Origin of the sequence: Corynebacterium sp. c24Ua_83 (assembly GCF_039907245.1) — a bacterium.
GTDB lineage: Bacteria > Actinomycetota > Actinomycetes > Mycobacteriales > Mycobacteriaceae > Corynebacterium.
Genome location: NZ_JASBOI010000001.1, coordinates 260,455 through 286,730, shown reverse-complemented (window position 1 = coordinate 286,730; position 26,276 = coordinate 260,455). Strand labels below are relative to the sequence as shown.

The window sequence follows — 26,276 nt, the reverse complement described above, 5'->3', positions numbered from 1 at the left end:
CTTCAATCGCCGTTTCTGCGCTGTTTCTTCTACGTTGTGCCTTTTACGCTTTCTACGCCGCGCCGAAGAACTCTTGCGCCTTGCGGATGGCAGCGACCAGCGCGTCGACTTCCGAAAAGTCATTGTAGATGTAGAAACTGGCGCGGGCGGTGGCCTGCACGCCCATGCACGTGTGTACCGGCCATGCACAGTGGTGGCCCACACGGATGCACACACCCTGATCGTCGACGACCTGGCCGAGGTCGTGCGGGTGGATACCCTCCATGACGAAGCTCAGGGCGCTACCGCGGTTCTGCGTGTCGGTGGGGCCGATGATGCGCAAGCCCTCGATGGTTTGCAACTGTTCCAGGGCATAGGCCGTCAGCTCCGCTTCGTGGGCGGAAACCTTGTCCATCCCCAGTTCTTCTAGGTACTTCACGGCAGCGCCCAGGCCCACGACCTGGGAAGTCATTTGCGTGCCCGCCTCGAACCGCTGCGGAGCCTCAGTAAAGGTCGTGCGCTCCATCGTGACCTTCTCCACCATCGAGCCGCCGGTCAGGAAAGGAGGTAGCTGGTCGAGGTGCTGGGTCTTGCCATAAAGGACGCCGACGCCGTTAGGTCCCAGCATCTTGTGGCCGGAAAAGGCGGCGAAGTCCACGTCCAGTTCGTGGAAGTTTACGGGCATGTGCGGCACGGATTGGCAGGCGTCCAGGACGAAGATCGCCCCAACTTCGCGGGCGCGGCGCACGGCCTCCTTGACGTCCAGCACGGCACCGGTGACGTTCGACTGGTGCGTCAGCGCAACCACCTTGGTGCGCTCGCTGAGCTCCAGACTGTCCAGGTCGATGCGGCCATCCGGAGTGGCGGAGTACCACTTCAGGGTTGCGCCGGTGCGCTGGGCGAGTTCCTGCCACGGCACCAGGTTGGCGTGGTGCTCCAGTTCGGAGACGACGATCTCGTCGCCTTCGGTGACCTGCAACTCCCCCGCCCGAGCGTCGCCCAGCATGTAAGCGACCTCGTTGAGCGCTTCGGTGGCGTTCTTGGCGAAGGCGATCTCCCGGTCCTCGGCGCCGACGAAGGCGGCGATGGCCTCACGAGCCGATTCGTAGGACTCGGTGGCCTCCTCCGCGATCTCGTAGGCACCGCGGTGCACCGGAGCGTTATGGGTTGTCAAAAACTCCCGCTCCGCATCCAACACCTGCACCGGCCGCTGGGCGGTAGCTCCGGAATCCAGATACACCAGCTTCTTCCCGTCGCGCACGGTGCGCGAGAGAATCGGGAAGTCGCTGCGGATTTTCGCGGTGTCCAGGGAACTGTTTGAACTCACGAGTTCACACTTTCTGCCCAGCTCAGGCTAGGCCGAGCGAGGTTGGTTGGAAGTAAACGGATGGGAGGGGGGTGACGCGCAGGCTTAGATGAACTTCTCGTAGCCCTCGGCCTCGAGCTGCTCAGCCAGCTCCGGTCCACCGGATTCCACGATGCGACCGCCGGCGAAGACGTGCACGTGGTCGGGCTTCACGTAGTTCAGGATGCGCTGGTAGTGCGTGATCATTACCACGCCGCCGTTCTCGCGCTCCTGGTAGCGGTTGATGCCCTCGGAGACGACGCGCAGTGCGTCGACATCCAGGCCGGAATCGGTCTCGTCGAGGATTGCGAACTTCGGCTTCAGCAGACCCAGCTGCAGGATCTCGTGGCGCTTCTTCTCGCCACCGGAGAAGCCCTCGTTAATGGAGCGCTCGGAGAAGGACGGGTCGATCGCCAGCTCTTCCATCGCACCGCGGGCCTCCTTGACCCACTCGCGGATCTTCGGTGCCTCGCCGCGCACGGCGGTGGCGGAAGAACGCAGGAAGTTGGCCATGGAAACGCCCGGCACCTCGGTCGGGTACTGCATGGCCAGGAACAGGCCCGCACGGGCGCGCTCGTCGACCTCCATATCCAGCAGTTTCTCGCCGTCCAGCAGCACCTCGCCCTCGGTGATCTCGTAGCGCGGGTGGCCAGCGATGGCGTAGGAGAGGGTGGACTTGCCGGAGCCGTTCGGGCCCATGATGGCGTGAGTCTCACCGGAGTTGATGGTCAGGTTCACGCCGTGCAGGATCGGCTTCGGATCCTCGTTCTCGTCGGCGGGGACGACCTGCGCGTGCAGGTTCTTGATTTCCAGAGTGCTCATGGTGTGTAAAAAGCTTTCTTTGGGTGTTTGACGGGTTGAATGAATTTATAGAACCGTGTGCTGCAGCTCGGCCTCGACCTTGTCCTCCAGCAGCTCGCGGATGGACTCTTCCGGGATGCGCTTGATGACGTCGGTGAAGAAACCACGGACGATCAGCATCTTGGCGCTAGCCGGGTCGATGCCACGGGACTGCAGGTAGAACATGTGCTCGTCGTCGAAGCGACCGACGGTGGCGGCGTGGCCTGCGCCGACGATCTCGCCGGTCTGAATCTCCAGGTTCGGCACCGCATCAGCGCGGGCGCCGGAGGTCAGCAGCAGGTTGTTGTTCTTCTCGTAAGTGTCGGTGCCCGTGGCATCCGGGCGGATCAGCACGTCGCCAATCCACGCCGTGCGTGCCTCACGGGCATCCTTGCCCTTCTCCGGCTCGCCCTGCAGCGCACCCTTGTACAGCACGTTGGAGCGGCAGTTGCGGATCGAGTGATCCACCAGCAGGCGCTGTTCGAAGTACTGACCCGCATCCGCGAAGTACAGACCCAGCAGCTCAGCATCGCCACCGGTGTCCGTGTAGCGCACGTGCGGCACGGAGCGCACCACGTGGCCACCGAAGGCTGCGTAGTAGTGGCGAACGGTTGCATCGCGGCCAACCTGGATGTGCGAGTTCGACAGGTGCACCGCATCGTGGTTCCAGTCCTCGAAAACCACGGTGGTCAGCTTCGCACCGGTGCCAACGACGAACTCGACGTTGTCGGAGTGCGCGCCGGAGCCCTCGTAGCGGACGAACACCACGGCCTCAGCGTGGGGCTCGAGCTCCACGACCAGGGTGCCGTAGGAGACCTCGTCCTCCCCCGGGCCGTCGACGGTGATGGTCACCGGAGCCTTCAGCGCCGCATCCTTGGAGATGTGCACGTAGTCCGCGGACTCGGTGTTTTCCCACGCCTGGGCTGCGGCACGATCCACGGGAGCACCCGCACGGCCGAGGCGCTCGTCGCCCGGCTCCAACTGCTCGACAGTCACGCTGGGGGCGTCATCATCAGAAACACCGACAGCGACGGCAGCGCGCTTGTCAGCTACGGCCGAGCCATCGTGCAGGCCGCGCAGCTCACGCAGCGGGGTGAAGCGCCAATCCTCATCCTTACCGCGCGGCACGGAGAAGTCCGCGGCCGAGAAGGAGGTGAAACGGTCACCCTTGGTCTGGTGATCCGTACCAGCCTGAACCGGTGTGATAGTCGCTTCGGTTTCGTTGAGTGGGGTGGTCATTTGGTTTAACCCACCGATCCTTCCATCTGCAGTTCGATTAGACGGTTGAGCTCCAGGGCGTACTCCATGGGCAGCTCCTTGGCGATGGGCTCCACGAAGCCACGGACGATCATCGCCATTGCCTCTTCCTCCTCGATGCCTCGCGACATCAGGTAGAACAGCTGATCCTCAGAGACCTGGGAGACGGTAGCCTCGTGGCCCAGCGTCACGTGGTCGTTACGAATGTCGTTGTACGGGTATGTGTCCGATCGAGAGATGGAGTCGACCAGCAGCGCGTCACACTCGACATTCGAAGCGGAGTGGTGCGCATCCTTGTTCACCTGCACCAGGCCGCGGTAGGCAGCGCGGCCACCGGCGCGGGCGACGGACTTGGAGACGATATTCGAGCTCGTGTGCGGAGCCATGTGCACCATCTTCGCGCCCGTGTCCTGGAACTGACCCTCGCCAGCGAAAGCCACGGAGAGCACCTCGCCCTTCGCGTGCGGGCCGGTCATCCACACGGCCGGGTACTTCATGGTCACCTTGGAGCCGATGTTGCCGTCGACCCATTCCATCGTGCCGCCCTCTTCGCACTTGGTGCGCTTGGTGACGAGGTTGTAGACGTTGTTCGACCAGTTCTGGATCGTGGTGTAGCGGCAGCGGCCGCCCTTCTTCACGATGATCTCGACCACTGCGGAGTGCAGGGAGTCGGTCTTGTAGATCGGTGCGGTGCAGCCCTCGACGTAGTGGACGTAAGCGTCCTCGTCGACGATGATCAGCGTGCGCTCGAACTGCCCCATGTTCTCGGTGTTAATGCGGAAGTACGCCTGCAGCGGAATGTCCACGTGCACGCCCTTTGGCACGTAAATGAAGGAACCACCGGACCAGACGGCCGTGTTCAGCGCGGAGAACTTGTTGTCGCCGGCCGGAATCACGGTGCCGAAGTACTCCTCGAACAGCTCGGGGTACTCGCGCAGTCCGGTATCGGTATCAACGAAGATCACGCCCTGCTTTTCCAGATCCTCGCGGATTTGGTGGTAGACAACCTCGGACTCGTACTGGGCGGCCACGCCAGCGACCAAACGCTGCTTCTCGGCCTCTGGGATGCCCAGCTTGTCGTAGGTGTTCTTGATGTCCTCCGGCAGATCCTCCCAGGTCTGAGCCTGCTTCTCGGTGGAGCGGACGAAGTACTTGATGTTGTCGAAGTCGATATCGCTGAGGTCCGCGCCCCACGTCGGCAGCGGCTTCTTGTCGAAGATGTCCAGAGCCTTCAGACGGCGCTTCAGCATCCATTCCGGCTCGTTCTTCTTCGCGGAGATGTCGCGGACGACGTCCTCGTTCAGGCCGCGGCGGGCGGAGGCGCCGGCGACATCGGAATCGTGCCAGCCGTAGCCGTACGCGCCGATGGAATCGATAATCTCTTCGTCGGTCTGGGGTTTAGTTTCAGGTGTTTGTGCAGCTTGAGTCATGGTTTAACTTTCCTTCTTGGGGGAAGGGTCAATGGTTCTAAGCGGAATATAGGTGGTGCAGACACCGTTGCCGTCGGCGATTGTCGCCAAAGGTTGAGTGTGCTGTCCCAGCAGCTCTGCAACCACCCGGTGCTCCGCCGCGCACAGTTCTGGGAACTCGTGAGCGACATCTTGGATCGGGCAGTGATGACGGCAAATCTGTACGCCACCGCCTGCGTGACCGACAGTGGCAGCGTAGCCCCTCTTGGTCAATGCATCGGCAATGGCCTGGGCCTTGGCGGCTACGTCCGCGTCGGAGTCGGAGACGTCCTGCAGCAGATCGTTGATGCGCTGGGCGGCGAAGTCCTCCACCGCTTCCTCTCCGCCAGCAGAGCGAAGAGCGCGCAGCGCCAGCAAGGCGAGCGTGTCGTAATCATGTCCAAACTCCGCCCGGCCTTCGTCGGTCAGCCTAAAGAGCTTGGCGGGCCGTCCACGTTGCCCGGAACGAGGTGCCTCGACGACCTCGGCGAGGCCGTCGGAGACGATGTTGTCTAAGTGACGCCGAACGCCGGCGGCGCTTAGCCCAAATGCCTCGCTTATGTCCGATGCGCTCACCGGACCGTGGCGCAGCACGTGCAGAAGAATGCGGTGCCGCGTGTCGTGCTCTGGAGTGGGCTGGGTTGCCCGCTCCTCAGATGTCCGTGCCACGCTAGTACCTCCTTTAGCTTCTGTTAGAGTGCGCCTGTGCAACTTAAAGTTGTGCCTACATGATTAGACAACAAAAGTGTGTCGTAAATATTCCCGCTTGTCTACTAAGGTAACCCTGCCTAACTGTCACAGAGCTCGCGCGTTTTCTTTGTGGCGCTGGTCACGGCCATGGCTGAAGAAGATTGTCTGAGGCATTCGGTAGTATCTGCACCTATGACTACCCCCACCTCAGCCACCCCGAGCTCGTCTCGGGGGTCGCGTCTCCTGACGCCCTGGCGGAGGATCCAGGAGCAATTGCCTCAACTGGGCCTGGCGGGGTCGCGTTCGGCACAGCTGCACTCCGAGTCTGACGGCGACAATGTGCCGGAGAGCTCCCTGCAGCTCCAGCCCCTGAGCCGCGCCCTTTCTATGCGGCTCTACGCTGCCGTTTTCCTCGGCGCCCTCGGCACCATGCTGATCACAGTCGGCGGCCTGGGCGCCGGCGCGTTCCCCGTGATTCACAATCCCTATTGGGACTTCCCCGGCGTGAACACGCTGGCGCGGATGCTGCATTCCACCACCGTTCTGGTTTTCGTGGGCATCGGCTTCCTGGTCTACGGCTGGTTGCTGCTTTTCACCTTCGCCGTCTCTGCATCCGGCAGACCCAATCACCCAATCCCAGTGCGGACCTACTGGCGCACCTTCTTCGTATGGGTCACCCCGCTTATGGTCACCCCGCCGCTGTTCACCCAGGACATTTACTCTTACCTGGCGCAGGGAGCGATCGCCGCGAAGGGCTGGGACCCCTACAGCGCCGGACCGGTAGACCTGCTGGGCATTGACGATCCCTTGGCCCGTTCCGTGCCGCTGATGTGGGCGCACTCCCCCGCCCCCTACGGCCCGGTGGCGCTGGGCTATGGCGAGGTCATTTCCATGCTGACCGGCAACTCCATCATCCTCGGCATCGTGCTTCACCGGTTGGTGGCCATTCTGGGGCTGGCGTTAAGCGGCTGGGCGCTCGTCCGGTTGGCGCGGCGTTGTGGCGTGTCCAGTGGAGCTGCGTTGTGGCTGGGTGTGTTGAATCCGCTGGCGATCCTGCACCTGGTCGGTGGCATCCACAACGAGGCTGCCCTGATCGGCCTTCTGCTCGCAGGCCTGGAGCTTGTGCTGCGCGGCGTGGATAACGAAGAGCGCCCCCTCACCAGCCGCTGGATACTCATCATCGGCGGGTTTGGCCTGATCACAATGGCCGGCCTGGTCAAAGTCACGACCTTCATCGGCTTGGGCTTTGCCGGTGTCGCACTCGCCCTCTGGTTCGGCGGGCGTCTGGTGGATCTCTTCTCTGCTGCGGCCGTCGCCGTAGTGGTCGCAGTTGTAACCTCCGTCGCATTCTCCCTCTTCACCGGGGTCGGCTTCGGCTGGATCGCTTCCCAGGGTGGCGCTGCGGAGATCATCTCCTGGATGTCGATCACCACCTCCCTCGGCCTGACCTCCGGCGCGCTCGGTGCCCTCTTGGGGTTGGGCGATCACACCGATTCGGCGCTGATCATCTTCCGCACCCTCGGTCTGCTCGTGGGTGCGTTCTGGGTCGTTCGCATGCTGTGGGCCTCTTTCCGCGGCCGTATCCACCCCGTAGGCGGACTGGGCGTGGCCACCCTCATCCTGGTGTTCTTCTTTCCCGTCGTTCACCCCTGGTACCTCCTGTGGGCGATCCTCCCCCTCGCGGCCTGGGCGAACCGGCGGGCGTTCCACCTCACGGCCGTGATCTACTCGGTGGTGTTCAGCTTCTTCATCCTCCCCCGCGGACTTTCCCTGCCTACCTCCACCGTGATCTACATCTACGCGATGAACCTCGTGTTCTTCCTGGTAGCGCTGGTGATCCTGCGGGCTCTTGCGGCCCGCAACGCAGATCTGGCCGAGGCCCTGTCGTTTCGCTCCGACAAACTCCGGCGAGCAGTAGCCGCTACTACGTAAAACGCTGCCAGGGGGCTAGACTTTCACATCATGACCACAAGACCTGAAACCCAGGCAACCCAGGCACGGGCGAGCTCTCCCGTGCTTCAGCTCCGCGACGTAGTCAAAACCTACGGCGAGCGCCGCGCCGTCGACGGGCTGAGCCTTGAGCTGTCCGCCGGACAGGTGCTCGCACTGCTAGGCCCGAACGGCGCAGGCAAAACCACGACCGTCGAAATGTGCGAGGGCTTCATTCGCCCCACCGAGGGCACCATCCGCGTGTTCGGCAAGGATCCGGCCGTCGAGTCGGACGAGGTGCGCAGTCGCATCGGGGTAATGCTGCAAGGTGGCGGCGCCTACCCCGGAATCCGCGTGGGCGAGATGTTGCGGCTGGTGGCGTCATACTCGAAAAACCCCTTGGACCCCGACTGGCTGCTCGAGACCGTCGGGCTGACCGGCCACGAAAAGACACCCTACCGGCGCCTTTCGGGCGGTCAGCAGCAGCGCCTGAGCCTTGCCTGCGCTCTGGTCGGGCGGCCCGAGTTGGTGTTCTTGGACGAGCCGACCGCCGGCCTGGACGCCCAGTCCCGCCTGGCGGTGTGGGATCTGGTGGTCTCGCTGAAGCGCGACGGCGTGGCGGTGGTGCTGACCACCCACCTGATGGACGAGGCTGAGGCGCTGGCCGATCAAGTAGTCATCATTGATTCCGGTCGCGTGGTCGCTTCCGGCACGCCCGAGGAGATGATGTCGAGCCGTGACCCGGACTCCACCGGTGCGTGGCTCGCGGTGCAGGTTGATTCCGACGCCGCACTCTCCGATGTCTCCGCGGCCATTGCCAAGCGCGCGGAGGAGCCGGTGACGGTGGACGAGCTGCGCCCCCGCCACTTCAGGATTGAAGCCCAGGAGCTGAGCCCGCAGTTGGTCGCAGCGGTGGCCGAGGCTTTCGCCGATGAATCTGTGATGATCAGCCAACTCGAGGTCAACAGGCAGTCGCTGGAGGACGTCTTCCTCTCTATCACCGGAAAGGACATCCGCTCATGAGTACCACCAGCCGCTTCGAGCCAGGATTCTTTGCCCCCGCACCCCAGCAGGCGAAGTCCGGCGACATCGTAAAGGCTCAGGCCAAGATCGAATCGCTGTTGTTCTTGCGCCACGGCGAGCAGCAATTGCTATCTATGGTCATTCCGCTGGGGCTGCTTATTGGTCTGACGCTAGTTCCCGGCGATGACGCCTCCCACGCCGTGACCCGCATTTTTCCCATGGCTTTGGCGATTGCGCTGATGGGCGCGGGCTTCACGGGGCAAGCCATCGCGGTGGCCTTCGACCGCCGCTACGGGGCTCTGAAGCGCATCGGCGCGGCGGGTGTGCCCACCTGGGCGCTGATCGCGGGTAAGGTCGTCGCGGTGTGCATCGTGGTGCTGCTGCAGGTGCTGGTGCTTTCCATCGCCTCGTTCGCGCTGGGGTGGCGCCCGGACCTCGTGGGGCTGCCCGCGGCTCTGGTGACGGCGGTGCTCGGAGTTGCGGCCTTCACCAGCCTGGGGCTGCTGCTGGGCGGCACACTGAGCTCGGAGCTGGTGCTGGCGCTGGGCAATACGATCTGGTTCGTTCTGCTGGGCGCGGCTGTGTACGCCACCATGACCACCCCGGCAGGTGAAAACGTCAATGCGCTCTTCATGGCCGTTCCCTCGGTGGCGCTGATGGAAGGCTTCCACACCGCAGTGGTTGCCGGTGGTTTCAACTGGTTGGCACTGCTGAGCCTGGCCGTGTGGGCCGTGATCGGCTCGGTCCTCGCGCTAAAGCTTTTCCGCTTCACCATGGAGAGCGACTAACGCAAGGACGCCTAGCCGCAATTAGCCCCGTCACGTGGGCTTCCGATAGTCTTAAAGGCGTGCTTGAGACTATGAAACAACGCGCCGCGGAGGAGAACAATCCCTTCGTCAGAGCGCTGCTGAAGCTGTACGCCTTTGCACATGCAGCCGACCGCAGGTTTGGCTTCCCTCGGCCCGTTACCGCCCCGACTATCCGGCGCCAGCGGCTCTTCGCCATCATCCTGTTGGCTTGCCAGACGGGAATTACCTTCACCGGCTCTTTGGTGCGCGTTACGGGCTCCGGTTTGGGCTGCGACACGTGGCCGCAGTGCCACCCGGGCTCCCTGTTCCCGGTTGCTGGCTCCGCGCCGTGGATTCACCAATTGATCGAGTTCGGTAACCGCACCCTGACCTTTGTGCTGATCATCGCCGCCCTGGTGTGCTTCATTTCCGTGGTGCGCGCCGCGCGGCGCTCCGCGATTCTCCACCTGGCCTTCATTCAGGGCATTGGCATTATCGTCCAGGCCGTTATTGGTGGCATCACTGTGCACATGGATTTGATGTGGTGGACCGTTGCCCTGCACTTCCTGCCCAGCATGCTGTTGGTCTTCCTGGCAGCGAAGCTGGTGGTGCGCATCGGTGAGCCCGACGATGGCGAGATGCAACCCTTGATGCCACGCCCCCTGCGCATTCTCACCGACGGATCCGCGCTGAGCCTGGCAATCGTCCTGATTACCGGCACCCTGGTGACCGGCGCCGGTCCGCACGCGGGCGATGAGGCGATTCTTCCGGAGCACCGTCTGCAGGTGCCACTCATCGACATGGCGCACATCCACGCCGGTTTCATGTATCTCTACCTGGGTTTGACCGTTGGCTTGCTGGCGGGCGTGTTCGCGCTGAACCTGGAGCACCGCATCAAGACGGCTTCCTACTGGGTGATCGCAGCGATCATTCTGCAGGCGATCGTCGGCATCATGCAGTACTGGCTGGGTGTCCCCCGCTGGTCGGTGCCGATCCACGTTATCGGCTCCGGACTTACCACCGCGGCCACCGGCTTCCTCTGGGCTCTGAAGTACCGCTACAGCGGCGGCAACGCCAGCCTGACGGGTACGACGGCCGGCGACTGCCAGCGTCAGGAGACCGTTGACGCTTAAGACGGCTCAGACAGCACGAAAGACTCAGTCTTTTGAGTTTGAGATGAAGCACAAGGCCGACTGGCTCAGGACGGCCTGGTGATCTTTAGTCGGGAATCTCTCAGCCGAGCACTGCCTGGGCGAGCGTCTGCCAACCCAGCACTGCGTCTACGGAGAGGGCGACGAAGAGGATAGACAGGTAGTTGTTCGACAGGAAGAACAGCTGCATCGGCTTCACCGGCGTACCGTTCTTCACGCCCTGGTACAGCATGTGAGCCTTGATGATGAACCAGCCGCCGGAGATCAGTGCGGCAGCCAAGTAGATCCAGCTGGCGGCCGGAACCAGCAGAAGCGAGGTGATCACGGTCGCCCAGGTGTAAGCCAGGATCTGACGCGTGACCTGCAGCGGGGGTTTGACCACAGGCATCATGGGCACACCTGCGGCCTCGTAGTCCTCGCGGTAACGCATTCCCAGAGCCCAGGTATGCGGCGGCGTCCAAAAGAAAATAATCATGAACAAAATGAGCGCCTGAAGCCACGAAGACCACCCGGCGTGGAAGGCACCGCCGTTGTTATCGGTGATGACGGCCCAGCCAACAATCACCGGCATGCAGCCCGCAGCACCGCCCCAGATGACGTTCTGCCAGGTACGGCGCTTCAGCCACTTGGTGTAGACGAAAACATAGAACCAGTTCGTCAGCACGATAAAGCCGGCAGCCAGCCACGAGTGGCACAAGAAGCCCAGCCACAGCACAGAGGCAATCAGCAGCACCCAGGCGAAGACGCGAGCCTCCCCGACGGAGACGGTCTGGCGGGCGGTGGGGCGGCGACGGGTGCGGCGCATCAGCTGGTCGATGTCGTGATCGACCACGTTGTTGAACGTGTTAGCCGCGCCGGCGCCCATCCAACCGCCGATGAGTGTGAGAAGGATTAGGCCGAAGTTCACTTCGCCGCGCGCTGCCTGCAACATCGCAGGAATAGTGGCCACCAGCAACAATTCAATGACCCTGGGTTTGGTCAGTGCTAGATACGCCTTGGCCGTCTCAGCGAATGTCTTCACCGGCTGCCTCGCCTCCACCTTCTCGAATATTTTCCGAATCGCGTCTAACGCTACCCGAGCGCGGGGTGCAGGCCGAAACAGAGCCTGCACTCGCCCATCTACATATGGTCGTACGGGAGCTCCAAATAGTTCCCGCGGCCTGCAAGAAATTTTTGCCCCGAAAATCCAGCCTGCAACTGCGCCCATTAGCCACGGCGAGCGACTACGACCATTAGTATGTATGGGGTATTCGGCTTGATGAAGAAAGGCAACTGACAGTGACTCTCTCCCCAGAACAGCAGGCACTCACGGTGCGTAACTACCCGGCGGACTGGACGGAGACCGACACGCGTGCGGTCGACCTTGCCCGTGTGCTGGCCGCAGACGCCGTGGAGAAGTGCGGCTCGGGCCACCCCGGCACGGCAATGAGTCTGGCGCCGCTGGCATATACCCTCTACCAGCGGGTGCTGCGCCACGATCCGCAAGACGTGCACTGGGTAGGTAGGGATCGCTTCGTCCTGTCGGCCGGCCACTCCTCTTTGACCCAGTACATCCAGCTGTACCTGGGCGGCTTCGGGCTGGAGCTGGAGGACCTGCAGGCGCTGCGCACCTGGGACTCCAAGACCCCGGGCCACCCGGAGGTGCACCACACCGATGGCGTAGAGATCACCACCGGCCCGCTGGGCCAGGGTCTAGCATCCGCGGTGGGCATGGCGATGGCTTCACGCCGTGAGCGCGCCCTATTCGACCCGCAGGCACCTGCCGGTGAGTCCCCGTTCGACCACTTCATCTACGTAATCGCCTCCGACGGCGACGTGCAGGAGGGCGTAACCTCCGAGGCTTCCTCCCTGGCGGGCACCCAGCAGCTGGGCAACCTCATTGTCTTCTGGGACGACAACGGCATCTCCATCGAGGACCAGACCGAGATCGCCTTCACCGAGGACGTCTCCGCCCGCTACGCCGCATACGGCTGGCAGACCCTCGAGGTCACCGGCGAGGATGTCGAGGGCATCCTGGACGCAATCGAGCGCGCCAAGGCCGAGACTTCCCGCCCCACCTTCATCCGCCTGCGCAGCGTCATCGCCTACCCCGCCCCGACGAAGATGGATACCGGAGCCTCCCACGGCGCTGCCCTCGGCGCGGAGGAGATCACGGGCATCAAGCAGGCGCTGGACTTCCCGGACGAGCCATTCCCGGTGGAGGACAACGTAATTGCCCACACCCGCGGTTTGATCGATCGTGGCGCGGAGGCGCACAAGCAGTGGCAGGTTCTTTTTGACGCCTGGGCGGAGAACAACCCGGAGAACAAGGCTCTGTTCGACCGTCTGTACTCCCGCGAACTTCCGGAGGGCTTCGATGCCGAGGTTCCCAGCTGGGAGGCCGGCGAGTCCCTGGCTACCCGCAAGGCTTCGGAGGCCACCCTGCAGGCTCTGGGTAAGACCCTGCCGGAGCTGTGGGGCGGTTCTGCCGACCTGGCCGGCTCCACCAACACAATCATTAAGGGCTCCCCGAGCTTCGGGCCGGAGGCCATCAGCACCCGCAACTTCACCGCGGAACCGGGCGGCCGCAACCTGCACTTCGGTATCCGCGAACACGGCATGGTCGCCATCCTGAACGGCATCGCCCTGCACGGCCCGACTCGCCCGTACGGCGCAACGTTCCTGCAGTTCTCCGACTACGCCCGCGGCGCGGTGCGCCTGGGCGCCCTGATGAAGTCGGATGTTTACCACGTGTGGACGCACGACTCCATCGGCCTGGGTGAGGACGGCCCCACCCACCAGCCGGTCGAGCACCTGGCCTCCCTGCGCGCCATCCCCCACCTGGCGGTTATCCGCCCGGCGGACGCCAACGAGACCGCTGCCGGCTGGGTGGCTGCCCTGCAGGCCGAGGAGTCCCCGAAGGCTCTGGTCCTGACTCGCCAGAACGTGCCCGTGCTGGAGGGAACCCAGGACAAGGCCGCCGAGGGCGTGGTCCGCGGCGGCTACGTGCTGGTCGAGGAATCGACGGACACCCCGGAGGTCATCCTGCTGGCCACCGGCTCCGAAGTACAGCTGGCCGTGGAGGCCGCCAAGGAGCTGGAGAGCCAGGGCGTGGGCACCCGCGTGGTTTCCATGCCGGTCATGGAGTGGTTCCTCGAGCAGGATGCCGAGTACCAGGAGCAGGTCCTGCCAAGCAGCGTGACGGCTCGCGTCTCCGTCGAGGCTGGCATCTCCATGCCGTGGCACCGCTTCGTCGGCCTGAACGGCCGCACGGTCTCCCTGGAGCACTACGGCGCTTCGGCGGACTACCAGACGCTCTACCGCGAGTTCGGCATCACTTCCGAGGCAGTCGTCGCCGCCGCGCACGACTCCATCGCGGCGAACAAGTAAACCCCACAACCCCACCCCCACAGCAAGGACTGATTCCTTATATGAGCACCCCCGCCAACATCGACGCACTTGCACAAGCCGGTACCTCCGTATGGCTGGACGACCTGTCCCGCGACCGCCTGCGCACCGGCAACCTCGCCGAGGTCATTGAGAACAAGGGCGTGGTCGGCGTGACCACGAACCCGGCCATCTTCGCCAACGCGATGTCCCAGGGCACGGCCTACGACGAGCAGCTCCGCGAGCTCGCCGCCGCTGGTACCCCTGCCGAAAGCGCGGTGTTCGAGATGGCGGCGGACGACGTGGCGGCCGCCTGCGACGTCTTCCTGCCCATCTACGAGAAGACCGATGGGGTGGATGGCCGAGTCTCCCTCGAGGTGGACCCGCGCCTGGCCAATGAGCGCGAGGCCACCGTCACCCAGGCCAAGGAGCTGGCTGCGAAGGTGGGCCGCGAGAACCTGATGATCAAGATCCCCGCCACGCAGGAGTGCCTGCCCGCCATCACCGACGTGCTGGCCGAGGGCATCAGCGTGAACGTGACCCTGATCTTCTCCGTCAGCCGCTACATCCAGGTCATGGAGGCTTTCATCGCCGGTATTGCCCGCGCTGCCGAGGAGGGCAAGGACCTCACCAAGATCCACTCCGTGGCCAGCTTCTTCGTCTCCCGCGTGGACACCGAAATCGACAAGCGCCTGGATGGCATCGGCACCGACGAGGCCAAGCAGCTCAAGGGCAAGGCGGGCGTGGCTAACGCGCAGCTGGCCTATGCGGCCTTTGAGGAGCGCCTGCTCAACAACCCCGACTGGACCGCGCTGGCCGACAAGGGAGCGCATGTACAGCGACCACTGTGGGCGTCCACCTCAGTAAAGAACCCCGAGTACCCAGACATCCTGTACGTGACCGAGCTGGCCGGACCGCGCACCGTGAACACGATGCCGGAGAACACCCTGGATGCGACGATAGACCACGGCGAGATCCGCGGCGATTCCCTCAGCGGTACAGCGGAGGACGCACGCGCAGTCTTCGCCGGCCTGGACGCGGTGGGCGTAAACCTGGCCGAGGTGTGGACCGTGCTGGAGGACGAGGGCGTGGAGAAGTTCGTGGACTCCTGGAACGAGCTGCTGGACACCCTCTCCGCGCAGCTAGAAGCCAAGTAGCTCAAAACAGCTCGACCGGCACTCACCCACCCACCAACCAAGGAAAATAGGACTTTAGACAAGTGCAACTTCCCTTTTCCGCCGAGGAATGGCGCAACCCGTTACGCGACGAATTGGATAAGCGCCTGCCGCGCATCGCCGGCCCCTGCGGCCTGGTGATCTTCGGCGTAACCGGCGACCTGGCGCGCAAGAAGCTGCTGCCCGCCGTCTACGACCTGGCGAACCGCGGCCTGCTGCCACCCGGCTTCAGCCTGATCGGCTACGGCCGCCGGGACTGGTCGAAGGAGCAGTTCGAGGAGCAGGTTCTGGAGTGCGTCAAGGATCGCGCGCGCACCCCGTGGCGCCAGAACGTGTGGGATCGCCTCGCCGAGGGCATCTTCTTCGTCACCGGCGACTTCACCACCGATTCTGCTTTTGACGCCCTCGCGGAGAAAACCCGGGAGATCGACAACGAACGCGGCACCGCCGGCAACTGGGCTTATTACCTGTCCGTCCCGCCGGACCACTTCCCCAGCGTATGCCACCAACTCGAGCGCTCGGGGCTGGCCAAGCCGGATCCGGAGCTGGGCGAGCTGCACAACGGCTGGCGCCGCGTGGTCATTGAGAAGCCCTTCGGCCACGATGAGCAGTCGGCCCACGAACTCAATGAGATCGTGAACAGCGTGTTCCCGGAATCCAGCGTGTTCCGCATCGACCACTACCTGGGCAAGGAGACGGTGCAGAACATCCTGGCGCTGCGCTTCGCCAACCAGCTGTTCGATCCGATGTTCAACGCGCACTACGTGGACCACGTGCAGATCACCATGGCCGAGGACATTGGCCTGGGCGGACGCGCTGGGTACTACGACGGCATCGGCGCGGCCCGCGACGTGATTCAGAACCACCTGCTGCAGCTGCTGGCGCTGATCGCCATGGAGGAGCCGGTGACGTTCAACCCGGAGGAGCTGCAGGCGGAGAAGGTGAAGGTGCTGCGCGCAACCACCCCGGTGGGGCCTTTCGCACAAACCACGGCCCGCGGGCAGTACACCTCTGGCTGGCAGGGCTCGATCCCGGTGAAAGGGCTGCGCCAAGAGGACGACTTCGACCCGGAGTCCACCACGGAGACCTACGCTGCCGCGACCTTCGAGATCTCCTCCCGTCGCTGGGCCGGGGTGCCGTTCTACCTGCGTACCGGCAAGCGGTTGGGGCGCCGCGTGACGGAGATCGCCATCGTGTTCAAGGAGGCTCCGCACCTGCCGTTCGGCCCGGGCCAGACTACCGCCCAGGGCAACAACATGCTGGTCATTCGTGTGCAGCCCGAGGAGGGCGTGCTGGTGCGCTTCGGCTCCAAGGTGCCGGGCTCGGCCATGGAAGTCCGCGACGTGAACATGGACTTCAGCTACTCCGAGTCCTTCACCGAGGAATCCCCCGAGGCCTACGAGCGCCTGATCCTGGATGCCCTGCTGGACGAGGCGAGCCTGTTCCCCACTAACGAGGAAGTGGAGCTCTCCTGGAAGATCCTGGATCCGATCCTGGACCACTGGGCCCTTCACGGGCGCCCGGAAGACTACCCCGCCGGCACGTGGGGGCCGAAGGGCGCCGAAGAGATCCTGTCCCGGTCCGGGCGGCAGTGGCGTCGCCCTTAGAACCTTTTTCGTTCCCCCACCTACCCCTCCGACCGCGCGAGGAGCGCTCACTAAACGCCCATGATCATCGACCTTCCGAACACCAAGACCAAAGACATCGAGCGGCGCATCCGCGCGCTGCGTGAGGAACGCGGCGACGTCACGAGCGGGCGCGTGCTTACTCTCATCGTCGTCACCAGTGAGGACGACGATCTCGACCGCATCATCAGCTCCACCCACGACGCTTCCCGCGAGCACCCCGCCCGCGTGATCGTGCTGGTCACGCACCGCAGCGAGGAGTCTCTGCTGGACGCGCAGCTGCGCATTGGCGGCGATGCGGGCGCCTCCGAGATCATCATCATGCACCTGCACGGCGAGCTGTCCGCCAACCGCGCCTCCGTCGTGACTCCCCTGCTGCTGCCCGACACTCCTATCGTGGCCTGGTGGCCTGGCACTGGGCCACGCAACCCGGCGGCCGACCCCATCGGTGCGCTGGCGACCCGCCGCATAACCGACTCGTTGACGGACGAGGATGAAGATGCCCTCTACCGCCGTCGCATGACTTACACCCGCGGGGATTCGGACATGGTGTGGAGCCGCATCACCCTGTGGCGTGGGCTCCTGGCCTCCGCGCTGGACCAGCCGCCGCACCACCCGATCGTGTCCGCCGAGGTGTGGGGGCCGAAGCACGACCCGTCCGTGGACATCGCCGCCGGCTGGCTGGCCGAGCGCCTGGATGTGCCGTTGACCAGGCACGTTACGGTCGATGGGCGCTATGGCGAGGACGCGGAGGGCAATCGCCTGATCTCTATCGAAAAGGCGGTGCTGCACCGCCAGGTGGGGGCCATTGAGGTTGAGGCTATTGACGCCAACACGGTATCGCTGACCGTCGGCGACCAGAAGTCCATGGTCACCCTCGGCAGGCGTGCACTGGCCGATTGCCTGGCCGAGGAGCTGCGCCACCTGGATCCGGACTACGCCTTCGGGCATGCCCTCCGCGGCCTGGTGCGCGTGAACCGCCCGGACCGCGGTCCCCGCACTTCCCAGTATCGTGGCGCGCAAACCCCCGGGCCGCAGGAGGACAAGCTGGACCGCTGGACCTCCCGCGATGCCCGCGAAACCTATAACACCTTCGATGGTCAGGAGTCTCTACGATGAAGCCCACGCAGAATAGCCGCCGCACCGCAGTTGTCAGCGACAAGACGGGGGTGGAGCTGCGCCCCCGCGACAACAAGCAGGATCTCGCAACCGCCGCGGCCCGCGAGTTCATCAACACCGTGGCGGAATTGCAGCGCACCGGGGATACCGTGACGGGCGACGGCATGGTCCGCGTGGTGCTGACCGGCGGCGGGGCGGGCATCGACACCCTGGCGGAGATCGCCGCCCTGGATCACGCAGCGCAGCAGACGGCGGAGGACTTCCCCGTCACCGCGATCGACTGGTCCCAGGTATATGTTTTCTTCGGCGACGAGCGCTTCCTGGCCGCCGGCGACCCGGAGCGAAACGACAAGCAGGCCTTCGATGCACTGCTGCGCCATGTGAACATCCCCTCGCTGAACGTGTTCCGTGTCCCAGCCCTGGCCGCCGGCGAGGAGGCCGACGGCCCGGCGCTGGATTCCGCCGCCGAGTTCTACGGCAAGACGGTGGATCAGGTGGCCCCCGAGGGCTTCGACATTCACCTGCTGGGGATGGGGCCGGAGGGGCACATCAACTCGCTGTTCCCGCACACCGACGCGCTACTGCACGCCGAGGGTTCGGTGGTCGCGGTGCGCGAGTGCCCGAAGCCCCCGGCGGAGCGCATCAGCCTGACCATGCAGGCGGTTAATCGCTCCCGGCAGGTGTGGTTGCTGGTCAGCGGCGAGGAAAAGAAAGAAGCTGCGGGCCAGGTGTTTAACGGCGGCAATGGCGCCGAGTGGCCCGCAGCATTGGCCTCCGGAACGGAGGCGACGCTGCTGTGGGTTGACGAGGCCGCCAACCCGCTGCTTTAAGTTGTTTAAGCGGTCTGGCTGCTAGGCCAGGCCGTAGTGCAGAACCAGGTTCAGGCCGATCAGGGCCAGCAGCCAGATCACTGCGGTACCCACGGTCAGGCGATCCAGGTTCTTCTCCGCCACGGTGGAACCGGACAGGTTGGACTGCATGCCGCCACCGAACAGGCTGGACAGGCCGCCGCCCTTACCCTTGTGCAGCAACACGGAAAGGCCCATCAGCAAGCTGGTGATAACCAGGATGATCTGCAGCGTTAGGATCAATGCCCTACCCTCAACTCTTCTTTTGAAATCGACTAACTAAAACTTTCAATTAACACCACGAATTTACCCGCTGTAGCCCCCGCGTGACAACCTGCCACGCGGGGTGCGGCGTACTAGCTCCCTTGCTATCTCGAGTTACCTAACCCGAGTTGCGCAGCGCGGTGGCCAGACCGTTCATCGTTAGCTGGATGCCGGAGCGCACGCTATCGGAATCGTCGCCGGCGCGGAAGCGGCGCAGCAGCTCCACCTGCAGCAGGTTCAGCGGCACCAGGTACGGGAATCGGTTGCGCACGGAGCTGACCAGCTCTGGGTTGTCCGCCAGCAGGGTTTCCCGCTCGGTGATCTGCAGGAACATATCCACAGTCAGCTTGTACTCCTCGACGATCACGCCGAAGATTCGCTCCGCCGCTTCCCTATCGCCCACCAGCTCGGAGTACAGCTGCGCGATGGAAAGGTCCGCCTTCGACATCACCTGGGCCATATTAGAAAGCACCGAGTCAAAGAAAGGCCAGCGCCTGTGGAGCTCCCGCAGGTAGTTGAGGCGCGAGGTGGCGTCACCAGAAACAGAAGAACCATCCTCGATCCACCGCTTCAGGGCACTGCCCACGCCGAACCAACCGGGCAGCATCACGCGCGACTGCGACCAGCTGAGCACCCACGGGATGGCGCGCAGATCCGAGACCGCGGTGGTCTGCTTGCGCGAGGAGGGGCGGGAGCCGATGTTCAGGCTGCCGATCTCCGCCAGCGGCGTAGAGGTGGTGAAGTACTCGATGAAGCCCGGATCCTCGTGCATGAGTGCGGAGTAGGCCTTCCTCGATTCCTCCGCGATCTGCCGCATGGTTTCGAAGGCGACGTCCGGATCGTTGAGATCGTCGACGGGCAGCAGGCTGGCCTCCAGGGTGGCGGCCACTAGGGCCTCCAGGTTGCGGGAGGCGTTGGCGGGGTCGCCGTACTTGGCGGAGATGATCTCGCCCTGCTCGGTGATGCGCACCGCACCCTGCACCGCGCCCTTCGGCTGCGCCAGGATTGCGTCGTAGGAAGGGCCGCCGCCGCGTCCGACGGTGCCACCACGCCCGTGGAACAGGCGCAGAAACAGCCCGGCCTCGCGGGAGGCCTCGACCAGCGCCAACTCCGCGTCGTACAGCGCCCAGTTGGCGGCGAAGTAGCCCCCGTCCTTGTTGGAATCGGAGTAGCCGAGCATGATCTCCTGGATATCGCCGCGCCCCGCTACGTAGTTGCGGTACAGCGGCAACTGCCAGAGCTGGCGCATGATGTCCGCACCACCGGAGAGGTCATCGATCGTCTCAAACAACGGGATGATGTCCACGGACCCCTGCGGGTTCTCGCCGTTCGCCTGGATCAGACCGACTTCCTTCAGCAGGATCATCGGCTCGATCACGTCGGAGACGGACGAGGCCATCGAGATAATGCAATGTGGCACCACCTCCACGCCGAACTTCTTGGCAGCCTGCGCCGCGGCGCGGAAGATGCCCAGCTCGCGGGCCGTCTCCTCCGACCATTCGGCCTCCGGATCGGATAGGGGCCGCGGGCTGGCCAGCTCGGTCAGCAGCAACTCCACCTTCGCGTCCTCGTCCAACTCGGCGTAGTTCTCCGCCACGCCTGCGCGGGCGAAGACTTCCGTCAGCACGTTCTCGAAGCTCTCGGAGTTCTGGCGCAGGTCCAGCGAGTACAGGTTGAAGCCGAAGGTCTCCACGGCTTCCCGCAGATCCGCCAGGGTGTGATCGGCCAGCAGGTCGTCCATGGAATGGCGCAGGGCCTGATCCACCGTGTCGATGTCCGCCAGCAGCTCCGCCGGGTTGGCATAGGGCTCGTGGCCCTTGTGGATGCCTCCGGAGACCACCGGCTCGCCCAGGGTGTGCTTGGCCGTGGCAGCCACCCGCCCACGCATACCGTGGAGGGCGCGGCGGAAGGGCTCGTCCACGCGGGAAGGCACGTCGTTGCGCCCACGGTCGGCCAGCTGCTCCAGCGCTTCGGTCGTGTCAATGAACTTGGAGGACAAGCTGAGCTCGTGCTCCAGCGCGTAGATGGTCTTCTGGTAGTGGTCGAAGATAGTGCGAGCGGCGAAGGTCGTGGCTATGCTCACCGTTTCCGCCGTCACGTACGGGTTGCCGTCGTGGTCACCGCCGATCCACGAGCCGGGGCGCGCGACCGCGGTACGGGGCACCACGTCGCCGTATTGCTCCTTCATGTGCTCGTTCACGCGGCGGTTGATGGCCGGGATCTCGCTGAGCAGGCTGATGCCGTAGTAGCGCAGCCCCACCTTGATCTCGTCCTCGATGCGCGGACGCACGCTGCGGATCAGGGAAGTCTGCCACAGCAGCGTCATCCTGCGGCGGATCACCAGCTCGATCTCGGCCAGCTGGCGTGCCGAACGCACCGAATCGGGGTTGAGCTTCAGCTCCTTGAGCACCCGTGCGCGCCGACGCATCATTTTGATTATGTCGGTCTGCACGTCGAACACGGTCCGGCGGCGGGTCTCCGTCGGGTGCGCCGTCAGTACCGGCGCTACCAGGGCGTTCGCCATGGTCTCGGCGACCTTCTCCACCGGCACCTCGCGGTTGTGCAGTTCCTGCCAGGTGTAGGCCAGCGTGGAGCGCGGCGCGGTGTTGCCGCGGTCCTCCTCGAGGTCGCGCACCCGCTCGACGTACAGGTCTTCTGCCAGGTTAGCCATCAGCGCAAAGTGCGAGAACGCGCGGATAACCGGCAGCGCCTTTTCTGTCGGCAGCGTGTTGAACTGCTCGGCGAGCTCCTCAATAGGCATCTCACCGTAGCGCAGGTCGAACGCCGCGCTGCGGGTGTTTTCGATCAGGTTGAAGGTGTAGTCGCCCTCCTGCTCGCGGATGACCTCACCCAAGATGCGCCCCAGGTAGCGGGTATCGTCCCGCACCGTTGGGCTGATCTCGGGGTGGGCAATCTCCTCGGGAGCGACGGGAATTGCGGTGCCGCGGATCGTGTCTTTGCTCATCTCTATCGCTTCTTAAGCGGTTGCCTTAGCCGCTGCGGCAGCTAGACGGGCAAAGTCTTCGCCGTCTAGTGACGCCCCGCCGACCAGACCGCCATCGACGTCAGGCTGGCTGACCAGCTCTCCGACGGAGTCGGTCTTCACGGAACCGCCGTAGAGGATGCGGATACCAGCGGCAACCTCCTCGCCCGCCAGCTCTGCAACGAGCGCGCGGATGGCGTGGCAGACTTCCTGCGCGTCCTCGGCGGAGGCAACCTTGCCGGTGCCGATGGCCCAGACCGGCTCGTAGGCGATGACCGTCTTGGCCAAATCTTCCGCGGACAGGCCGGCCAGGGAGGCCTTGGTCTGCTCCTTGACGAACTCGACGTGCTCACCCTTTTCACGGATGTCCAGCTGCTCGCCGACGCACACGATTGGCTGCAGCTCGCTATCCAGTGCGGCGCGGGCCTTGGCTGCCACTACCTCGTCGGTTTCCCTGTGGTACTGGCGGCGCTCCGAGTGGCCGACGATGGCCCAGGTGCAGCCGAGCTTCTGCAGCATCGCGCCGGAGACCTCGCCGGTGTAGGCGCCGGAGGCGTGCTGGGAAACATCCTGGCCGCCGTAGGTGATGGCCAGCTTGTCCCCGTCGACCAGGGTCTGCACGGAGCGGATGTCGGTGAACGGTGGGATGAAGGCCACGTCAACGGACTCGTAGTATTCCTTCGGCAGTGCGAAGACGAACTTCTGGACGACCTGCATGGCCTCCAGGTGGTTCAGGTTCATCTTCCAGTTGCCGGCGATTAGGGGCTTGCGTGCGGTCATGAAAGTCTATGCCTCTCTAGTTCTTTCTAGATCTGGTTCTTTCTAGATGGCTGCTGCTTGGCGCAGCTTGTTCTTGTTGCAAACGTCGGGGGCTGCTTTAGCTCTCCAGGACGGAAACGCCGGGCAGCTCCTTGCCCTCCAGGAACTCCAGGGAGGCGCCGCCGCCGGTGGAGATGTGGGAGAAGCCCTCCTCGTCCAGCCCCAGGGTGCGCACAGCTGCAGCCGAGTCGCCGCCGCCGACGACCGAGAAAGCACCCGCAGCGGTGGCGTCAATAATCGCCTGAGCAACACTGCGCGTACCCTCAGCGAACGCAGGGAACTCGAATACGCCCATCGGGCCGTTCCAGAAGACGGTCTTGGACTTGGAGAGAACCTCGGCGAAGGCCTTGACGGACTCCGGGCCGATGTCCAGGCCCATCCAGCCCGCCGGGATGGAGTTCAGGTCGACGGTGCGGTGGTCAGCGTCCTTGTCGAAGCGCTCTGCGACCACAACGTCGGTAGGCAGCGCGATGACGTCGCCGAAGCGCTCCAGCAGGTCCTTGCAGGTGTCGATCATGTCTTCCTGCAGCAGGGAGCCGCCGACCTCGTAGTCCTTGGCAGCGAGGAAGGTGAAGCACATGCCGCCGCCGATGATGAGGTTGTCCACGCGCGGGGCGAGAGCCTCGATGACGCCCAGCTTGTCAGAGACCTTGGATCCACCCAGCACGACGGCGTAGGGCTTCTCCGGGTTCTCCGACACCTTGCGCAGCACGTTCAGCTCGGCCTCCACCAGGCCGCCGGCGTAGTGCGGCAGCTTCTTAGCCACGTCGTACACGGAGGCCTGCTTGCGGTGAACCACGCCGAAGCCGTCGGAGACGAAGGCGCCGTTGTCGCCGGTCAGGGCTGCCAGCTCGGCGGCGAACTCTGTTCGCTCAGCCTCGTCCTTCGAGGTTTCACGGGCATCGAAACGGACGTTTTCCAGCAGCAGAATGTCACCGTCGTCCAGGCCGTTGGCGCGCTCGTGGGCATCCTCGCCCGTGACGTCGGTGGCCAGCGGTACCCACTGGTCCAGGCGCTCGGCCAGAGCCTCGGCGACAGGGGCCAGGGAGAACTCTTCCTTGAACTCGCCCTTTGGGCGGCCCAGGTGGGCGGAGACGACGACGCGGGCGCCGGCTTCCAGCAGAGCCTTCAGTGTGGGCACGGAGGCATCGATGCGACCCGGGTCGGTGATGTTGCCGTCGGACAGCGGGACGTTCAGGTCAGCGCGGACCAGGACGTGGCGGCCCTGTACGCCCTCGTTGATCAGATCTTGAACGGTCTTGATGGCCATGGGAAGCTCCTTGAATTTTCTGCTGGGGTTGATTCTTATGGGGTTAAAGCGGGTTTGTATGAATAAGAGAAAACGGGTCGACTCGATCGGCGCGACGCGCTAACGTGCGGCGATCGGAGCCGAACCCGTCATTGTCCTAAATCGTCCTAAAGGGGACTTTCAGCCGGTAAGCGCCTTAGAGGCGCTCGCCGACGTAGGTGGCCAGGTCGACCAGGCGGCAGGAGTAGCCCCACTCGTTGTCGTACCAGGAGACAACCTTGACCTGGTTGTCGATGACCTTGGTCAGGCCGGAGTCGAAGACGGAGGAGTGCGGGTCGCCGACGATGTCGGTGGAGACCAGCGGAGCGTCGTCGGAGTACTTAGCGATGCCCTTCAGCTCGTTCTCGGCGGCCTTCTTCAACGCAGCGTTCACGGCCTCGACGGTGACCGGCTTCTCAGCCTCGAAGGTCAGGTCGGTCAGGGAGCCGGTGATAACCGGAACGCGGACTGCGTAGCCGTCCAGCTTGCCCTTCAGCTGCGGCAGAACCAGGGAGACGGCCTTTGCAGCACCGGTGGAGGTCGGAACCAGGTTCACGGCTGCGGCGCGGGCGCGGCGCAGATCCTTGTGCGGAGCGTCGTGCAGGCGCTGGTCGCCGGTGTAAGCGTGGACGGTGGTCATCAGGCCCTTGACGATGCCGAACTCCTCGTCCAGGGTCTTAGCCAGCGGAGCCAGGCAGTTGGTGGTGCAGGATGCGTTGGAGATGATGTGGTGGTTCTCCGGGTCGTAATCGGTGTGGTTAACACCGACGACGAAGGTTGCGTCCTCGTTCTTCGCCGGGGCGGAGATGATGACCTTCTTGGCGCCGGCCTCGATGTGAGCCTTGGCAGCCTCAGCGTCGGTGAAGAAGCCGGTGGACTCGATGACGATGTCCGCGCCCAGCTCGCCCCACTTCAGGTTCTTCGGCTCGCGCTCAGCGGAAACGGCGATGCGCTTGCCGTCGACGGTGATGGACTCGTCGTCGTACTCGATCTCTGCGTCCAGGCGACCCATCACGGAGTCGTTCTTCAGCAGCACAGACAGGGTCTTGTTGTCGGTCAGGTCGTTGATGCCGACGACCTCGATGTCAGCGCCCTGGGAACGGATAGCGCGGAAGAAGTTGCGGCCGATGCGGCCAAAGCCGTTAATGCCAACACGGATAGTCATAAGTTGATCTCCTAAACAGAGCGTCTACATTTACTTCGATCTAGACGCCAAGGCCCACGGCTCAATAAACCAAGCCCTCGACCCTCACGCCGACACCTCCGAGAGTACCTGCGCCCCACCAGCTTCGCAGGGATTACTAACCCCCTTTGGGACGGGGGTACTAGTCCACGTCGTTAAACAGTTCAGAGGTCACCGCGGAGTGCGTATCCGGCAGCCCCAGCTCCTCCGCGCGCTTGTCCGCCATAGACAGCAGGCGGCGGATGCGGCCCGCCACCGCGTCCTTCGTCATCGGCGGCTCCGCCAGTCGGCCGAGCTCCTCCAACGAGGCCTCCTTGTGCTCCACGCGCAGTTGGCCGGCCTGGGCCAGGTGCTGGGGCACGTCGTTCTCCAGGATCTCCAGGGCGCGCTCTACGCGGGCCGCGGCGGCCACGGCGGCACGCGCACTACGGCGAAGGTTGGCATCGTCGAAGTTGGCCAACCGGTTGGCCTTAGCCCGGTTCTCGCGGGTGCGGCGCTGCTTCTCCCAGACCTCGCGGGTCTCCTTGGCTCCCATGAGCATCAGCAGCCGCCCGATCGAATCGCCGTCGCGGATGACCACGCGGTTAACTCCCCGGGCCTCCTTCGTCTTGGCCGTCACGTCGATGCGGCGGGCGGTTCCCACCAGCGCCAGTGCCGCCTCGTTGGAGGGCGTCTGTACCTCCAGCGCCGAGGAGCGCCCAGGGTCGGTGATGTAGCCGTGGGCCAGGAAGGCGCCGCGCCAGGCCGCCACGCACTGTTCCGAGGTGCCGCCGATGATGAAGCGCGGCAGGCCGCGAACAGGCCGGCCCACGCGGTCGATCAGTTCGGTGCGGCGGGCCAGCTCCATGCCGCCCTCAGTCCAGCGCAGAACGTGGCGCGGGCGGCGGCGTAGGTTCCCGGCGCCGATGATCTGGTGCTCCGGCTCGATCTTGTACAGCTGCTCAACCATGTCGGTCAGGCGCCGGGCGGTCTCTGCCGAGTCGACTTCGGATTCCACCACGATCTTCTTGCCCACCAGGTGCAGGGCGGCCGTGTAGCGCAGCAGGCTGGCGACCTCGGCGGTCATCACGTCGTGGCGGGTCACCAGAACTCGGTTTAGCTCTGCCTTCACATCAGCCGTCAGTGCCACGGGCTTCCCTTCCTTGGTCTCTTTGGT

At 64.4% G+C, this 26,276-nt stretch carries 21 protein-coding genes; 9 read left to right on the top strand and 12 right to left on the bottom strand.

Annotated elements, in window-relative coordinates; genetic code table 11:
* Positions 1–52: 52 nt before the first annotated feature.
* The 5 genes from QKE30_RS01310 to QKE30_RS01290 form a co-directional block, all read right to left on the bottom strand.
* Positions 53–1,306, bottom strand: coding sequence for a cysteine desulfurase (locus QKE30_RS01310; protein WP_347933891.1), 1,254 nt, complete (start codon positions 1,304–1,306; stop codon positions 53–55).
* Between the two features lie 84 nt (positions 1,307–1,390).
* On the bottom strand, positions 1,391–2,146 hold the full coding sequence (sufC, locus tag QKE30_RS01305; RefSeq protein WP_347933890.1) for a Fe-S cluster assembly ATPase SufC: 756 nt from the start codon (positions 2,144–2,146) through the stop codon (positions 1,391–1,393).
* Positions 2,147–2,191: 45 nt separating this feature from the next.
* Positions 2,192–3,403 carry a Fe-S cluster assembly protein SufD gene (gene sufD, locus QKE30_RS01300; protein WP_347933889.1) on the bottom strand — a complete coding sequence of 404 codons (1,212 nt, stop codon included), beginning with the start codon at positions 3,401–3,403 and terminating at the stop codon, positions 2,192–2,194.
* A gap of 5 nt (positions 3,404–3,408) precedes the next feature.
* Positions 3,409–4,851, bottom strand: a complete 1,443-nt coding sequence (gene sufB, locus QKE30_RS01295) for a Fe-S cluster assembly protein SufB (RefSeq protein WP_034987621.1) — start codon at positions 4,849–4,851, stop codon at positions 3,409–3,411.
* A gap of 3 nt (positions 4,852–4,854) precedes the next feature.
* A complete protein-coding gene (locus QKE30_RS01290; RefSeq protein ID WP_347933888.1) occupies positions 4,855–5,538 on the bottom strand; it encodes a metalloregulator ArsR/SmtB family transcription factor in 684 nt (227 codons plus the stop codon).
* A gap of 213 nt (positions 5,539–5,751) precedes the next feature.
* On the opposite strand from QKE30_RS01290, the gene mptB reads away from it, so the two are divergent.
* The 4 genes from mptB (at position 5,752) to QKE30_RS01270 (ending at position 10,432) form a co-directional block, all read left to right on the top strand.
* Positions 5,752–7,491, top strand: coding sequence for a polyprenol phosphomannose-dependent alpha 1,6 mannosyltransferase MptB (mptB, locus tag QKE30_RS01285; protein WP_347933887.1), 1,740 nt, complete (start codon positions 5,752–5,754; stop codon positions 7,489–7,491).
* Positions 7,492–7,521: 30 nt separating this feature from the next.
* Positions 7,522–8,511: an ABC transporter ATP-binding protein gene (locus tag QKE30_RS01280; RefSeq protein ID WP_239198456.1), complete on the top strand. Its 990-nt coding sequence runs from the start codon at positions 7,522–7,524 to the stop codon at positions 8,509–8,511.
* Positions 8,508–9,299 carry an ABC transporter permease gene (locus tag QKE30_RS01275; protein WP_239198459.1) on the top strand — a complete coding sequence of 264 codons (792 nt, stop codon included), beginning with the start codon at positions 8,508–8,510 and terminating at the stop codon, positions 9,297–9,299. Before QKE30_RS01280 ends, QKE30_RS01275 begins: the two co-directional genes overlap by 4 nt.
* Positions 9,300–9,370: 71 nt before the next feature.
* A complete protein-coding gene (locus tag QKE30_RS01270) occupies positions 9,371–10,432 on the top strand; it encodes a heme A synthase (RefSeq protein WP_239198644.1) in 1,062 nt (353 codons plus the stop codon).
* Between the two features lie 100 nt (positions 10,433–10,532).
* On the opposite strand, the gene QKE30_RS01265 is transcribed toward QKE30_RS01270, so the two are convergent.
* Positions 10,533–11,471 (bottom strand): heme o synthase, encoded by a 939-nt coding sequence (locus QKE30_RS01265; protein ID WP_347933886.1) that lies wholly within the window; start codon positions 11,469–11,471, stop codon positions 10,533–10,535.
* A 257-nt stretch (positions 11,472–11,728) separates the two neighbouring features.
* Here QKE30_RS01265 and tkt point away from each other — a divergent pair, with 257 nt between their 5' ends.
* The 5 genes from tkt to pgl all read left to right on the top strand — a co-directional run bounded on the left by tkt (position 11,729) and on the right by pgl (position 18,565).
* The gene (gene tkt, locus QKE30_RS01260) at positions 11,729–13,819 is read left to right on the top strand and encodes a transketolase (protein ID WP_347933885.1); all 2,091 of its coding nucleotides are present in this window, start codon (positions 11,729–11,731) and stop codon (positions 13,817–13,819) included.
* Between the two features lie 41 nt (positions 13,820–13,860).
* Positions 13,861–14,973, top strand: a complete 1,113-nt coding sequence (tal, locus tag QKE30_RS01255; protein WP_239198468.1) for a transaldolase — start codon at positions 13,861–13,863, stop codon at positions 14,971–14,973.
* Positions 14,974–15,035: 62 nt separating this feature from the next.
* Positions 15,036–16,598 carry a glucose-6-phosphate dehydrogenase gene (gene zwf / locus QKE30_RS01250; RefSeq protein ID WP_239198471.1) on the top strand — a complete coding sequence of 521 codons (1,563 nt, stop codon included), beginning with the start codon at positions 15,036–15,038 and terminating at the stop codon, positions 16,596–16,598.
* A 60-nt stretch (positions 16,599–16,658) separates the two neighbouring features.
* Positions 16,659–17,735, top strand: a complete 1,077-nt coding sequence (locus QKE30_RS01245) for a glucose-6-phosphate dehydrogenase assembly protein OpcA (protein ID WP_239198474.1) — start codon at positions 16,659–16,661, stop codon at positions 17,733–17,735.
* Positions 17,732–18,565 (top strand): 6-phosphogluconolactonase, encoded by an 834-nt coding sequence (gene pgl / locus QKE30_RS01240; protein ID WP_239198477.1) that lies wholly within the window; start codon positions 17,732–17,734, stop codon positions 18,563–18,565. The genes QKE30_RS01245 and pgl overlap by 4 nt, the downstream gene beginning before the upstream one ends.
* A 21-nt stretch (positions 18,566–18,586) precedes the next feature.
* Here pgl and secG read toward each other — a convergent pair whose 3' ends face one another.
* The 6 genes from secG to whiA form a co-directional block, all read right to left on the bottom strand.
* Positions 18,587–18,826 (bottom strand): preprotein translocase subunit SecG, encoded by a 240-nt coding sequence (secG, locus tag QKE30_RS01235; protein WP_034987982.1) that lies wholly within the window; start codon positions 18,824–18,826, stop codon positions 18,587–18,589.
* Positions 18,827–18,965: 139 nt separating this feature from the next.
* The gene (ppc, locus tag QKE30_RS01230) at positions 18,966–21,746 is read right to left on the bottom strand and encodes a phosphoenolpyruvate carboxylase (RefSeq protein ID WP_239198647.1); all 2,781 of its coding nucleotides are present in this window, start codon (positions 21,744–21,746) and stop codon (positions 18,966–18,968) included.
* A gap of 78 nt (positions 21,747–21,824) precedes the next feature.
* Complete coding sequence (gene tpiA / locus QKE30_RS01225) at positions 21,825–22,610, bottom strand: triose-phosphate isomerase (protein ID WP_239198479.1); 786 nt, start codon at positions 22,608–22,610, stop codon at positions 21,825–21,827.
* A 97-nt stretch (positions 22,611–22,707) separates the two neighbouring features.
* Positions 22,708–23,919: a phosphoglycerate kinase gene (locus tag QKE30_RS01220; RefSeq protein ID WP_239198482.1), complete on the bottom strand. Its 1,212-nt coding sequence runs from the start codon at positions 23,917–23,919 to the stop codon at positions 22,708–22,710.
* A 175-nt stretch (positions 23,920–24,094) separates the two neighbouring features.
* Complete coding sequence (gap, locus tag QKE30_RS01215; protein WP_035010416.1) at positions 24,095–25,102, bottom strand: type I glyceraldehyde-3-phosphate dehydrogenase; 1,008 nt, start codon at positions 25,100–25,102, stop codon at positions 24,095–24,097.
* 160 nt (positions 25,103–25,262) lie between these two features.
* Positions 25,263–26,249 carry a DNA-binding protein WhiA gene (gene whiA, locus QKE30_RS01210; protein ID WP_239198485.1) on the bottom strand — a complete coding sequence of 329 codons (987 nt, stop codon included), beginning with the start codon at positions 26,247–26,249 and terminating at the stop codon, positions 25,263–25,265.
* Between the last annotated feature and the right edge of the window lie 27 nt (positions 26,250–26,276).